Raw genomic sequence first — 12,718 nt, forward strand, 5'->3', positions numbered from 1 at the left:
CCGGAATGCGCGCATCATCAGGCTTTTATCAGCAGCTCTGACGTCTGCAACCGACCCACTCTTGTCCAGCAACGCCGCTCGCCGTTGGCCGCTGGATTACGCCGTTTTTATGCGGTGCAGATCGCCGTAAAGGGCCGTTACGGGGAGGAAAAACACTGTAAACGACCTCACCTGCACTGGATGCGACCCTGCCTGTACTGGATACGACGCACCCTGTAGGCGTTTGTTTTTGGCTGTTAGATGATCAATCTCGACTCGATTGCACGGCACCCGTCCCGCTGTCGCCCGACCGTCCGGCCCACCCGAGTAGATCACTCACAACGCGTGGCGGTCCTGCGGGACACCCGACAAGAAAACACCTAGGAGTCCACTCATGAAAGGTTCACCCTCGCTGTTGTTGGCCGCTCTGCTGAGTCTGCCGGTGCTGGCCCAGGCTGCAGAACCCGAAGCCTGTCGTACCGTCAACTTCTCCGATGTCGGCTGGACTGACATCACCGTGACCACGGCGGTCACCAGCGCCGTACTTGAGTCGCTGGGCTACAAAACCCGCACCACCATGATCTCGGTACCAGTGACCTACAAGTCGCTGGCCGACGGCAAGAACATGGATGTGTTCCTCGGCAACTGGATGCCGACCATGGAAAACGACATCAAGCCGTACCGCGATGCCGGCACCGTGGAGACTGTTCGGGCCAACCTGGAGAACGCCAAGTACACCCTGGCCGTGCCTCAGGCACTGTATGACAAGGGTCTGAAAGACTTTGCCGACATTGCCAAGTTCAAGAAGGAGCTGGACGGCAAGATCTACGGTATCGAGCCGGGCAACGACGGCAACCGCACCATCCAGAGCATGATCGACAAGAACGCCTTCGGCTTGAAAGACGCCGGCTTCAAGGTGGTCGAGTCGAGCGAGGCCGGGATGCTCTCGCAAGTGGATCGCGCCCAGCGTCGCGGCACCGACGTGGTGTTCCTCGGCTGGGAGCCGCACCCCATGAACAAGCGCTTCAAGATGCAGTACTTGAGCGGTGGGGATGATTTCTTCGGCCCGGATTTCGGCAAGGCAACCGTCCTGACCAACACCCGCAAGGGCTACGTTCAGGAGTGCAGCAACGTCGGCCAACTGCTGAAAAACCTGTACTTCACCCTGGACATGGAAAGCACCCTGATGGGTAACGTCCTGGACGACAAGATGAAACCCGACGCCGCAGCCAAGGCCTGGCTGAAGAAAAACCCGCAGGCGCTCGACACCTGGCTGGTCGGCGTCACCACCGTTGACGGCAAACCCGGCCTGGAAGCCGCCAAGGCCAAACTGACGCAGTAAGCACCACCTGCGGCGGGCTTGCCCCGCCGCAGGCTGTCTTCAATTCTTTGCAGGTGGACGCTCGCTATCATGCTGATCGATCATAAACTCCCACTGGGCCAGTACATCTCGGCATTCGTCGAATGGTTGACGCAACACGGCGCCAACTTCTTCGATGCTTTCGCCTCCGCACTGGAACTCATGATTCATGGCGTTACCGGCGCCCTGACCTGGTTCAACCCCTTCGTTCTGATCGGTCTGTTTGCCTTGATCGCTCACCTGATCCAGCGCAAATGGGCACTGACAGCGTTCGTCGCCCTGTCGTTCCTGTTGATCCTGAACCTGGGCTACTGGCAGGAAACCATGGAAACCCTGGCCCAGGTGCTGTTCGCCACCCTGGTCTGCGTGCTTATCGGTGTGCCACTGGGCATCGTCGCTGCGCACAAACCAATGTTCTACACCATGATGCGGCCGGTACTCGACCTGATGCAGACCGTGCCGACCTTCGTTTACCTGATCCCTACCCTGACCCTCTTCGGGCTGGGTGTGGTGCCCGGGCTGATCTCGACGGTGGTGTTCGCCATCGCCGCGCCGATCCGCCTCACCTACCTGGGCATCTGCGACGTGCCTCAGGAGCTGCTGGATGCCGGCAAGGCCTTCGGCTGCTCACGTCGCCAATTGCTCTCGCGTATCGAACTGCCCCACGCCATGCCAAGCATCGCTGCCGGCATCACCCAATGCATCATGCTGTCGCTGTCGATGGTGGTGATTGCGGCGCTGGTGGGAGCCGATGGCCTGGGCAAACCCGTGGTCAATGCACTGAACACTGCCGATATCGCCCTGGGCTTCGAAGCAGGCCTGGCGATCGTACTGCTGGCGATCATGCTCGACCGTATCTGCAAACAACCCGAAGTACCGGTAAGGGGTGAAGCATGAGCATCATTCGCTTCGACGAGGTAGACGTTATCTTCTCCAAATCACCGCGTGAGGCCCTGAGCCTGCTGGATCAAGGCTTCACGCGCGAACAGATCCTGAAGAAGACCGGCCTGGTGGTCGGCGTGGAAAAAGCCAGCCTGGAGATCAACAAAGGCGAAATCTGCGTGCTGATGGGCCTGTCCGGCTCAGGCAAGTCGAGCTTGCTGCGCTGCATCAACGGCCTGAACACGGTCAGCCGTGGCAAGCTGTTCGTCGAACACGAAGGCTCGCAGATCAACATCGCTTCCTGCACCCCGGCTGAACTGAAGATGATGCGCACCAAGCGCATTGCCATGGTGTTCCAGAAATTCGCCCTGATGCCTTGGCTGACCGTGCGCGAAAACATCAGCTTCGGCCTGGAAATGCAGGGCCGCCCTGCCGATGAACGACGCCGACTGGTGGATGAAAAGCTGGAACTGGTCGGCCTCACCCAGTGGCGCAACAAGAAGCCCGACGAGCTCTCTGGCGGCATGCAGCAGCGGGTCGGCCTGGCCCGCGCGCTGGCCATGGACGCCGACATCCTGCTGATGGACGAACCGTTCTCGGCCCTTGACCCGCTGATCCGCCAAGGCCTGCAGGACGAATTGCTGGAACTGCAGCGCAAGCTGAGCAAGACCATCGTATTCGTCAGCCACGACCTGGATGAGGCCCTGAAGCTGGGCAGCCGCATCGCCATCATGAAAGACGGCCGGATCATCCAGTACAGCAAGCCCGAGGAGATCGTCCTCAACCCGGCCGACGACTACGTGCGTACCTTCGTCGCCCACACCAACCCGCTCAACGTCCTCTGCGGCCGCAGCCTGATGCGTACCCTGGACAAGTGCAAGCGGATCAACGGTTCGGTCTGCATTGACCCCAGTGTCGACTCGTGGCTGGACCTGGCTGAAGGCAACACCATCAAAGGTGCACGCCAGGGCGTCAACGGGCTGGACTTGCAGAACTGGAGGCCGGGAGAGGCAGTGGAACAGCTGGGTCGCCGGCCGACCCTGGTCAACGCCGGTATCGGTATGCGCGAAGCACTGCAGATTCGTTACCAGACCGGCAACAAGCTGGTGCTGCAGGAAGGCAACCGCGTGGTGGGTATCCTCGGCGACAGCGAGTTGTATCACGCCCTGCTGGGCAAAACCCTGGGGTGAAAGCTATCGCGGGCAAGCCCCACAGCTTGCCCGCGATGGAGGACTGTCAGCGAACGACAATCCCCTGCTTGGCCATAAAAGCCTTGGCTTCCGGCACGGTGTACTCACCGAAGTGGAAGATACTCGCAGCCAGCACAGCGCTGGCGTGGCCTTCAAGAATGCCGTCAGCCAGGTGCTGCAGGTTACCGACACCGCCCGAGGCGATCACCGGAATACCCAAGGCATCGCTGATGGCCCGGGTAACCCCCAGGTCAAAACCGCTCTTCATGCCGTCCTGGTCCATGCTGGTCAGGAGAATCTCACCGGCACCCAGGCCTTCCATCTTCTTCGCCCACTCCACCGCATCCAGCCCGGTAGGCTTGCGCCCGCCGTGGGTGAAGATCTCCCAGCGCGGGGCTTCGCCCGGTGCCGAGACCTTCTTGGCGTCGATGGCGACAACGATGCACTGCGAACCGAAATGCGCGGCAGCCTCGCCGACGAACTCAGGGTTGAACACCGCCGCTGTGTTGATCGAAACCTTGTCGGCACCGGCATTGAGCAGGTTGCGGATGTCCTGCACCGTGCGCACACCGCCACCGACGGTCAGCGGGATGAACACCTGGCTGGCCATGCGCTCGACAGTGTGCAGGGTGGTGTCACGGCCATCGACGCTGGCCGTGATATCGAGGAAGGTGATCTCGTCGGCGCCTTGCTCATCGTAGCGCCGCGCGATTTCCACCGGGTCACCGGCATCGCGGATGTTCTCGAACTTGACGCCCTTGACCACACGACCGTTGTCGACGTCCAGGCAAGGGATGATGCGTTTGGCCAGCGCCATGGCGTTCTCCTCAGCCTTGGTAGCTGTCGCAGAAGGCTTGCGCCTCGGCGACATCCAGGGTGCCTTCATAGATCGCCCGGCCGGTGATGGCGCCGATGATCCCCGGAGCCTTGGCATCGAGCAGGGCCTTGATGTCACCCAAGTTGTGGATGCCACCGGAGGCGATCACCGGGATCTTGGTGGCTGCGGCCAGGGCGGCGGTGAACGGTACGTTGCAGCCCTGCATCATGCCGTCTTTGGCGATGTCGGTGTAGACGATGGCCGAGACGCCGTCGGCTTCGAAACGCTTGGCCAGGTCGATCACCTGCACCGAGCTGACTTCAGCCCAGCCGTCGGTGGCGACGAAGCCATCCTTGGCGTCCAGGCCAACGATGACCTTGCCCGGGAAGGCGCGGCAGGCTTCGGCCACGAACTCGGGCTCTTTGACGGCCTTGGTGCCGATGATCACGTAGCTCACGCCCGCCTTGACGTAGTGCTCGATGGTTTCCAGCGAACGAATGCCGCCGCCGATCTGGATCGGCAGGTTCGGGTAGCGCTTGGCGATCGCGGTGACCACTTCGCCGTTGACCGGCTGGCCCTCGAAAGCACCGTTCAGATCGACCAGATGCAGGCGCCGGCAGCCACCCTCAACCCATTTGGCGGCCATGCTCACCGGGTCATCGGAAAACACCGTGGAATCTTCCATGCGGCCTTGGCGCAGACGTACGCAAGCACCGTCCTTGAGATCGATAGCGGGAATAATCAGCATCTGGAAAACCTGTCTAATCGGTAAACAGCGATGCTCGGGAAGTCAGTTCTTCTCGAGCGCCCACAGGTCGCTTTCGATGCTCTCGAACCGCTCCTTGAGGTGCAGCTGAACATCGGCAATCGCCCTGTTGTAGTAGTGTGGCGCAATCTCTTTGCTGAACAGGTCCAGGACCTCAGCCACCTCGAAAGAACCCAATTGCAGCTCGAAACGGTCTTCGAGAAAGCGCTTGAGTACGTCCAACGCTTCGCGCTCCTGTTCGGGCGCCAGCGTCAGGATCGGGGCCTTGTTCCTGGCCTTGCTCATTACCAGCGCCCGTCCCAGGCCGCGAAGTTCTGCAGCAGCTGCAGGCCATGGGTATGGCTTTTTTCCGGGTGGAACTGCACGGCGAAACGTGAACCGTCGGCCAGCGCTGCGGCGAAATCGACGCCGTAGTGGCCACGACCGACCACCTGCACAGCCTTGCCGGCCGTGACGTAGTAGCTGTGGACAAAGTAAAACCGCGCCAGGTCCGGAATGTTGTGCCACAGCGGGTGGTCGATCGTCTGCTCGACTTCGTTCCAACCCATGTGCGGCACTTTCAGGTGTTCGCCGTCTTCGTGCAGGTCCTTGCCGAAAAAGCGCACATTGCCCGGGAACATGCCAATGCAGTCAACGCCGTCGTTCTCTTCGCTGTGCTCCAGCAGGGCTTGCATGCCCACGCAGATGCCAAGGAAGGGACGGTCCTGGCTGACTTCCTGCACCAGGCTGTCGAAGCCCAGGCGGCGGATCTCGGCCATGCAGTCGCGAATCGCGCCTACGCCTGGAAACACCACACGGTCAGCCTCACGGATGACCGCAGCGTCGCTGGTGATCAGTACCTTGCCAGCGCCAACGTGCTCCAGGGCCTTGGCCACCGAGTGCAGGTTGCCCATGCCATAGTCGATAACGGCAACGGTCTGCATTACAGGCAACCCTTGGTGGAAGGCATCTGGCCGGCCATGCGCTCGTCCAGCTCGATCGCCATGCGCAGGGCACGGCCGAAGGCCTTGAACACGGTCTCGATCTGGTGGTGGGTGTTGTGCCCACGCAGGTTGTCGATGTGCAGCGTGACGTTGGCGTGGTTGACGAAGCCCTGGAAGAACTCCTGGAACAGGTCGACATCGAAGCCACCGACCGACGCACGGGTGTACGGCACGTGCATCTGCAGGCCTGGGCGACCCGAGAAGTCGATGACCACACGCGACAGGGCTTCATCGAGCGGCACGTAGGCGTGGCCGTAACGACGGATACCTTTCTTGTCGCCGATTGCCTGGCTGAATGCCTGGCCCAGGGTGATACCGACGTCCTCGACCGTATGGTGGTCGTCGATATGCAGGTCGCCCTTGCACTCGATGTCCAGGTCGATCAGCCCATGTCGGGCGATCTGGTCGAGCATATGTTCCAAGAAGGGGACACCGATATCGAATCGGGCCTTGCCACTGCCATCCAGGTTGATCGAGGCCTTGATCTGGGTTTCCAGAGTATTGCGCTCGACGGAAGCCTTACGTTCGACCATCACCTGCTCCGCGAAATCATTGGGCGAAAAAGGCGACCATTATAGGCCCAGATACGCTCGGCTTGAAACGAACATGACGCATGGCAGGGAATTTCTGCCTGCCTTGCAGGGGGCTTGATCGCCGAGAAGGCCGGCACCCAACGGCAATTGTGCATGCCCGAAGGTGCCGGCCCTGCTGGCGAGCGGCTTAATGGAACAACGCGGCGGTCTTCTGCAGCGTCGCCCAGACGCCCCAAGCCAGCGGAATACCGACGACCAGCCAGGCCAACAGCACCAGCGGCATACTCGCCGGTGAGGCGTGCCATTCCAGTGCCTTGGCGCTGGTGATGACGTGAGCCTGCGAGCGCTTTTCCTCGGCGGCCAATTGCTCGTCGGTCATGAAGTGCTTGTCGGCTACCGGGCGCACGAGGGCATTGCAGATGAAGCCCAGTACCAGCAAGCCGGCCAGGATGTACAAGGTGATGTCATAGGCGGCTGCCCGCTCGACCCCGATGCTCAACTGGTACTCACGCAAGTAGTTGACCAGCACCGGCCCCAGCACACCCGCCGCCGCCCAGGCGGTCAGCAGACGACCATGGATTGCGCCGACCATGTGCGTGCCGAACAGGTCGGCAAGGTAGGCCGGCACCGTGGCAAAGCCACCGCCGTACATGGAGAGGATGATGCAGAACGCCGCCACGAACAGCACCACATTGCCCAGGTGGCCCATGTTCGGTACCAGCGCATACAGGGCGAAGCCCAGCGCGAAAAAGGCAAAGTAGGTGTTCTTGCGGCCAATGTAGTCGGAGAACGAGGCCCAGAAGAACCGTCCGCCAATGTTGAACAGGCTGAGCAAGCCGGTGAAACCGGCGGCAATCGCGGCGATCTGGCTCAACTGCGCAGTGTTCAGCTCGCTGAAGCGCAGGTCGTTACCCAGCAACTTCCCGGCAAACACCTCCTGCAGCAGCGGCGAAGCCATGCCGAGGATACCGATACCCGCCGAGACGTTCAGGCACAGCACCAGCCAGACCAAGGCAAACTGTGGGGTTTTCCAGGCCACGCTGACATGCACATGGCGATGGGTAATCATCGTATTGCTGGCTTTTTTCTGCGGTGCGACCCAGCCCTCGGGCTTCCAGCCAGTAGGCGGTACGCGGTACGCCAACGCGCCGCCGATCATGAAAACGAAGTAAATCGCCGCCATCACCACAAAGCTCTGCCACACGCCGACCCCTTCAGGGCTGGCGAAATGGTTCATCAGTGCCGCCGCCAGCGGGGCACCAACCATGGCCCCGCCACCAAAGCCCATGATCGCCATACCGGTGGCCATGCCGCGTTTGTCCGGGAACCACTTGATCAAGGTCGACACCGGTGAGATGTACCCCAGCCCCAGGCCAATACCGCCAATTACCCCGGAACCCAGCCACATCAGCCACAGTTGGTGGGTGTACACACCCAACGCCGAAATCAGTAGGCCGCCGCACCAGCACAGCGCTGACACCACACCGGCCTTGCGTGGCCCGGCGTGCTCAAGCCAACCGCCCCAGATCGCTGCCGAACAGCCGAGAAAAATGAAAAACAGCGTGTAGATCCAGCCCAGCATCGAGATCGGCCAGTCACAGCTCGAGGAAAACGCCTGAGCCAGAAAACCCATGTCTGCCGAGCAGGCAACCGGCGCACTGATACCAATGGCCTTGGACAGCGGCAACCAGAACACCGAAAAGCCGTAGGCCATGCCGATACACAGGTGAATCGCCAAGGCTGCCGGCGGCACCAGCCAGCGGTTGAAGCCCGGCTGGGCGATGATGCGCTCCTTGGACAAAAAGCTCGGTGCAGGAACAATCGCACCTGCCGTAATGCTGCTCATTTATTGTTTTCCCTTATCGATCTGGACGGTTCGCAGGCCCCACATCCGCCCTCGACCTTGGCGCACGCGGGTAGCGAACGTTCTAGCGGCAGGCAATCAGTAAAATGCGGCAAAACGCTACACAGGCACCTGAAAACCGCGAAAGGGTACCATTTGCCGGGCTCACTGAAAGCAATCTGATATCGTCCTTTTTTAGTTAACTGACCTGTCACGAGGAACCTACATGCCTGTCGTTGTCGAAGCCGTGCGTACACCGAGCCAACAAGACCGGCTGGACCTGGCGAAGATCTACGCCGATGCACCTGCCGATCTGTTTGCCCCTGGCGAAACCGCCGAAGCCTGGTTGGCCGCAGCCTTGGCCGACGGCAGCCTGATCGCAGCGCGGTTCAACGATCGTCTGCTAGGCGCTGCCCGCCTTACGCCTCAGCATGACGCCTGGCGCCTGTCGCACTTGTGCGTGCGCAGCGTGACGCGTCGACGCGGGGTGGGCCTGCGACTGGTCAGCGAAGCACAGCGTATGGCCCGCGAAGCCGGGCAAACACTGCGCTTGCAGGCCATGACCAAGTGCGCGGCCATTCAGGCGCTGGCAAGCCAACTGGACCTGCCGCTGGAGCTGTCCGCAACCGTATAACGCTGGGGCACGCACTTAAACCGGCAACCAAATGCGCAGCGCTATACTCTGCGGCTGAATTTTCTAAAAATCGGACTACAAGGACTCGCCCATGAAAGCGTTCGGCAAAATCCTGGGGCTGGTACTTCTCGGGTTGTTGCTGATCATTGTGGCTCTGGGTTTCGCCCTGACCCACCTCTTCGATCCCAACGACTACAAAGACGAGATTCGCCAGCTGGCTCGCGACAAGGCCAACATTGAGCTGACCCTCAACGGCGACATCGGCTGGAGCCTGTTCCCCTGGCTGGGCCTGGAACTGCACGACGCCAGCATCGCGACCCTGGACACCCCGAAAACCCCGTTCGCCGACCTGAAAATGCTTGGCCTTTCCGTGCGCGTGCTGCCCCTGCTGCGCCGCGAAGTACAAATGAGCGATGTCCGGGTCGAAGGGTTGAACCTGACCCTGACCCGTGACGAAAACGGCCATGCCAACTGGGAAGACTTCGGCAAGCCATTGCCAGGCACCACCCCCGCCACAACCACGACGCCCGCTACTACGGCTACACCGGCACCGGCCGAAACCAGCCAGGCGGCCACGGCCAACGAGCGCCCGGTCAAGCTGGACATCGACAGCCTCACCGTAAACAACGCCCGTGTGCAGTACAGCGATGCACGCAACGGCCAGACCTTCAATGCCGACAGCATCCAACTGAGCACGGGGGCGGTGCATGAAGGGGTCGACATCCCGCTGAAACTCACCGCATTCCTCAGCGTCGGCCAGCCAGTGCTGCGCGCCCGCACCGAGCTCAACGGTGAACTGCGCTTTGACCGCGCCCTCAAGCGTTACCAGCTCGAAGACATGAAGCTCACCGGTGAAGCCTCCGGCGAGCCGCTGCAGGGCAAGACCATGACCTTTGCCGCCCAGGGCCAGTTGCTGGTTGACCTGGCCGCCAATGTCGCCGAATGGAACAGCCTGAAGGTGTCCGCCAACCAACTGCGCGCCCTCGGCGAGTTGAACCTGCGCGACCTGGACAAGGCACCGAAAATCACTGGCGGCCTGTCCATCGCCCAGCTCAACCTGCGGACCTTCCTCGACAGCATCGGCTACCCCCTGCCAGCGATGGCCGACACCACCGCCCTGAGCAAATTCGAACTGGTCAGCCGCCTGCAAGGCAGCAGCACCAGCCTGGCCCTGGAAGACCTGACGGTAAAACTCGACGACAGCACCTTCAGCGGTCGGGTAGCCATCGACGACTTCGCCAAACAGGCCCTGCGCCTGCAGCTCAAGGCCGACAAGTTCGATGCGGACCGCTACCTGCCGGCTAAAAGCGAAACCGCCGCCAGTGCCAGCGCCGCACGCAAGGCCGAGGTCAAAGGCAAGGAAGCCGGCGCACTCGCCGGTGGAGGCACCACGCCGTTGCCGGACGCGCCGACTCAAGTGGCCTGGAGCAGTGACACCCTGCTGCCCGTGGAGCGCCTGCGCCAACTCGACCTGCAAGCCGACCTGAACTTCGGACTGCTGACCCTGAAAAAACTGCCGATCGAAGACGCCAGCCTCAAAGCCAGCGGCCAGGGCGGCTTGCTCACCCTGGAAACCCTGCGCGGCGGCCTGTACAACGGCGACTTCGAGAGCAAGGGCAAGCTCGACGTGCGCCCGGCAATCCCGCAGATCGGCCTGAACACGCAGATCAACCGGGTACCCGTGGAACACTTCATCAAGGGCGAAGACGACAGCTCGCCGCTCAAGGGCCTGCTCGACCTCTCGAGCGACCTGACCGCCAGCGGCAACAGCCAGAAAGCGTTGATCGACACCCTCAACGGCAACGCCAGCTTCGCCATCAACAACGGCGTGCTGGTCGATGCCAACCTTGAACAACAACTCTGCCAAGGGATCGCCACACTCAACCGCAAGGCATTGAGTGGCGAGCCGCGAGGCAAGGACACCCCATTCGAGGAACTCAAAGGCAGCCTGGTACTGCGCAATGGCGTGGCCAGCAACCCGGACCTGAAGGTGCGGATTCCTGGCCTGACCGTCAACGGTGCCGGCGACCTCGACCTGCGGGTGTTGGGCATGGACTACCGCGTTGGCGTGATCATCGAAGGTGACAAGCGCGACATGCCCGACCCGGCCTGCCAGGTCAATTCACGCTACGTCGGCCTTGAGTGGCCACTGCATTGCCGTGGCCCGCTGGAGCTGGGCGCCAAGGCCTGCCGTGTCGACAAGGACGGCCTGGGCAAGGTGGCGGCGAAGCTGGCCGGTGACAAACTCAGCGAAAAGATCAACGAAAAGTTAGGCGATAAGGTATCTCCAGAATTGAAAGACGCACTCAAGGGGCTGTTCAAGCAATGAGTCCCGAGCAGTTCTCCAGTGCCGTACTGGAGTGGTACGACCAACACGGCCGCCACGACCTGCCCTGGCAACAGGGCATCACCCCCTATCGGGTGTGGGTGTCGGAAATCATGCTGCAGCAGACCCAGGTGAGCACCGTGCTCAACTACTTCGGGCGCTTCATGGACGCTCTGCCGACCGTTGAAGCGCTGGCCGCAGCAGAGGAAGACGAAGTGCTGCACCTGTGGACGGGCCTGGGCTACTACACCCGCGCCCGCAACCTGCAGAAGACCGCGAAGATCGTTGTCGAGCAGTACGCCGGCGAGTTTCCCCGAGACGTGGAAAAACTCACCGACTTGCCCGGTATCGGCCTGTCCACGGCCGGTGCCATCGCCAGCATCAGCATGGGCCTGCGCGCGCCGATCCTCGACGGCAACGTGAAACGGGTACTGGCCCGCTACAGTGCCCAGGAGGGCTACCCTGGCGAGCCGAAGGTGGCCAAGGCGCTGTGGGCCACCGCCGAGCGTTTTACCCCGCATAGCCGGGTGAACCACTACACCCAGGCGATGATGGACCTGGGCGCCACCCTGTGTACCCGCAGCAAGCCAAGTTGCCTGCTCTGCCCGCTCAAACGCGGCTGTGAAGCGCACCTGCTTGGCCAGGAAACCCGCTACCCGCTGCCCAAGCCGCGCAAAGCCCTGCCACAGCGCAGTACGCTGATGCCCCTGCTGGCCAACCGTGAAGGCGCGATCCTGCTTTATCGCCGGCCCTCCAGCGGCCTCTGGGGCGGGCTCTGGAGCCTGCCCGAGCTCGATACCCTGGCTGACCTTGAGCACCTTGCCGAACAGCACCAGTTGACCCTGGACAGCCGTCAGGCACTGAGCGGCCTGACCCACACCTTCAGCCACTTCCAGTTGGCCATCGAACCCTGGCTGGTGCGCGTCGACAGCCGGGGCGAGCACGTGGCCGAGGCCGACTGGCTCTGGTATAACCTCGCCACCCCGCCGCGCCTGGGCCTTGCCGCCCCGGTGAAAAAGCTGCTCAAACGCGCAGCCGATGCCTTGAATTCAGGAGAGTCGTCATGACCCGTACCGTAATGTGCCGCAAGTACAAAGAAGAACTGCCAGGCCTGGAGCGCCAACCCTACCCAGGCGCCAAGGGCGAAGACATCTTCAACCACATCTCGCAGAAAGCCTGGGCCGACTGGCAGAAACACCAGACCATGCTGATCAACGAGAAGCGCCTGAACATGATGAACGCCGAAGACCGCAAGTACCTGCAGGGCGAGATGGACAAGTTCTTCTCCGGCGAGGACTACGCCAAGGCCGAAGGCTACGTTCCACCGGCCGAATAACCCCGTAAAATCGTAAGCGACGGTATTAATTAAAAAATTTTTCAAAACTTGCTTGACCTAAGCCCGAAA

Annotated in this window: 13 protein-coding genes; 7 read left to right on the forward strand and 6 right to left on the reverse strand. The window is 61.6% G+C overall.

What is annotated here, in order from left to right; genetic code table 11:
- Positions 1-373 precede the first annotated feature (373 nt).
- The 3 genes from UIA24_RS05510 to choV all read left to right on the forward strand — a co-directional run bounded on the left by UIA24_RS05510 (position 374) and on the right by choV (position 3,411).
- Positions 374-1,321, forward strand: coding sequence for a choline ABC transporter substrate-binding protein (locus tag UIA24_RS05510; protein WP_099776084.1), 948 nt, complete (start codon positions 374-376; stop codon positions 1,319-1,321).
- Positions 1,322-1,387: 66 nt separating this feature from the next.
- Positions 1,388-2,236, forward strand: coding sequence for a choline ABC transporter permease subunit (gene choW / locus UIA24_RS05515; RefSeq protein WP_178081693.1), 849 nt, complete (start codon positions 1,388-1,390; stop codon positions 2,234-2,236).
- A complete protein-coding gene (choV, locus tag UIA24_RS05520) occupies positions 2,233-3,411 on the forward strand; it encodes a choline ABC transporter ATP-binding protein (RefSeq protein ID WP_065760218.1) in 1,179 nt (392 codons plus the stop codon). The genes choW and choV overlap by 4 nt, the downstream gene beginning before the upstream one ends.
- 46 nt (positions 3,412-3,457) lie before the next feature.
- Here choV and hisF read toward each other — a convergent pair whose 3' ends face one another.
- The 6 genes from hisF to UIA24_RS05550 all read right to left on the reverse strand — a co-directional run bounded on the left by hisF (position 3,458) and on the right by UIA24_RS05550 (position 8,356).
- A complete protein-coding gene (gene hisF / locus UIA24_RS05525) occupies positions 3,458-4,228 on the reverse strand; it encodes an imidazole glycerol phosphate synthase subunit HisF (RefSeq protein WP_065760219.1) in 771 nt (256 codons plus the stop codon).
- A gap of 10 nt (positions 4,229-4,238) precedes the next feature.
- Complete coding sequence (gene hisA, locus UIA24_RS05530; protein ID WP_007921811.1) at positions 4,239-4,976, reverse strand: 1-(5-phosphoribosyl)-5-[(5-phosphoribosylamino)methylideneamino]imidazole-4-carboxamide isomerase; 738 nt, start codon at positions 4,974-4,976, stop codon at positions 4,239-4,241.
- 42 nt (positions 4,977-5,018) lie between these two features.
- Positions 5,019-5,279 (reverse strand): DUF2164 domain-containing protein, encoded by a 261-nt coding sequence (locus UIA24_RS05535; RefSeq protein ID WP_065760220.1) that lies wholly within the window; start codon positions 5,277-5,279, stop codon positions 5,019-5,021.
- The gene (gene hisH, locus UIA24_RS05540) at positions 5,279-5,917 is read right to left on the reverse strand and encodes an imidazole glycerol phosphate synthase subunit HisH (RefSeq protein WP_065760221.1); all 639 of its coding nucleotides are present in this window, start codon (positions 5,915-5,917) and stop codon (positions 5,279-5,281) included. Before hisH ends, UIA24_RS05535 begins: the two co-directional genes overlap by 1 nt.
- Complete coding sequence (hisB, locus tag UIA24_RS05545) at positions 5,917-6,510, reverse strand: imidazoleglycerol-phosphate dehydratase HisB (RefSeq protein ID WP_010221320.1); 594 nt, start codon at positions 6,508-6,510, stop codon at positions 5,917-5,919. The genes hisH and hisB overlap by 1 nt, the downstream gene beginning before the upstream one ends.
- 187 nt (positions 6,511-6,697) lie before the next feature.
- Complete coding sequence (locus tag UIA24_RS05550; RefSeq protein WP_065760222.1) at positions 6,698-8,356, reverse strand: OFA family MFS transporter; 1,659 nt, start codon at positions 8,354-8,356, stop codon at positions 6,698-6,700.
- A gap of 223 nt (positions 8,357-8,579) precedes the next feature.
- Here UIA24_RS05550 and panM point away from each other — a divergent pair, with 223 nt between their 5' ends.
- From panM to UIA24_RS05570, 4 genes are all read left to right on the forward strand, one after another.
- On the forward strand, positions 8,580-8,987 hold the full coding sequence (panM, locus tag UIA24_RS05555) for an aspartate 1-decarboxylase autocleavage activator PanM (RefSeq protein WP_330522380.1): 408 nt from the start codon (positions 8,580-8,582) through the stop codon (positions 8,985-8,987).
- Between the two features lie 91 nt (positions 8,988-9,078).
- Entirely contained in the window at positions 9,079-11,316 is a 2,238-nt protein-coding gene (locus UIA24_RS05560; RefSeq protein ID WP_330522381.1) for an AsmA family protein, read from the forward strand.
- On the forward strand, positions 11,313-12,380 hold the full coding sequence (mutY, locus tag UIA24_RS05565; protein WP_330522382.1) for an A/G-specific adenine glycosylase: 1,068 nt from the start codon (positions 11,313-11,315) through the stop codon (positions 12,378-12,380). Before UIA24_RS05560 ends, mutY begins: the two co-directional genes overlap by 4 nt.
- Positions 12,377-12,649 (forward strand): oxidative damage protection protein, encoded by a 273-nt coding sequence (locus UIA24_RS05570; protein WP_065760226.1) that lies wholly within the window; start codon positions 12,377-12,379, stop codon positions 12,647-12,649. The genes mutY and UIA24_RS05570 overlap by 4 nt, the downstream gene beginning before the upstream one ends.
- Positions 12,650-12,718: the final 69 nt, after the last annotated feature.

The organism is Pseudomonas sp. AL 58 (assembly GCF_036348395.1).
Classification (GTDB): domain Bacteria; phylum Pseudomonadota; class Gammaproteobacteria; order Pseudomonadales; family Pseudomonadaceae; genus Aquipseudomonas; species Aquipseudomonas defluvii.

Coding starts and splice junctions, on each gene's coding strand:
- UIA24_RS05510 (WP_099776084.1), top strand. CDS start 374: ATGAAAGGTTCACCCTCGCTGTTGTTGGCCGCTCTGCTGAGTCTGCCG.
- choV (WP_065760218.1), top strand. CDS start 2,233: ATGAGCATCATTCGCTTCGACGAGGTAGACGTTATCTTCTCCAAATCA.
- hisF (WP_065760219.1), bottom strand. CDS start 4,228: ATGGCGCTGGCCAAACGCATCATCCCTTGCCTGGACGTCGACAACGGT.
- hisA (WP_007921811.1), bottom strand. CDS start 4,976: ATGCTGATTATTCCCGCTATCGATCTCAAGGACGGTGCTTGCGTACGT.
- UIA24_RS05535 (WP_065760220.1), bottom strand. CDS start 5,279: ATGAGCAAGGCCAGGAACAAGGCCCCGATCCTGACGCTGGCGCCCGAA.
- hisH (WP_065760221.1), bottom strand. CDS start 5,917: ATGCAGACCGTTGCCGTTATCGACTATGGCATGGGCAACCTGCACTCG.
- hisB (WP_010221320.1), bottom strand. CDS start 6,510: ATGGTCGAACGTAAGGCTTCCGTCGAGCGCAATACTCTGGAAACCCAG.
- UIA24_RS05550 (WP_065760222.1), bottom strand. CDS start 8,356: ATGAGCAGCATTACGGCAGGTGCGATTGTTCCTGCACCGAGCTTTTTG.
- panM (WP_330522380.1), top strand. CDS start 8,580: ATGCCTGTCGTTGTCGAAGCCGTGCGTACACCGAGCCAACAAGACCGG.
- UIA24_RS05560 (WP_330522381.1), top strand. CDS start 9,079: ATGAAAGCGTTCGGCAAAATCCTGGGGCTGGTACTTCTCGGGTTGTTG.
- mutY (WP_330522382.1), top strand. CDS start 11,313: ATGAGTCCCGAGCAGTTCTCCAGTGCCGTACTGGAGTGGTACGACCAA.
- UIA24_RS05570 (WP_065760226.1), top strand. CDS start 12,377: ATGACCCGTACCGTAATGTGCCGCAAGTACAAAGAAGAACTGCCAGGC.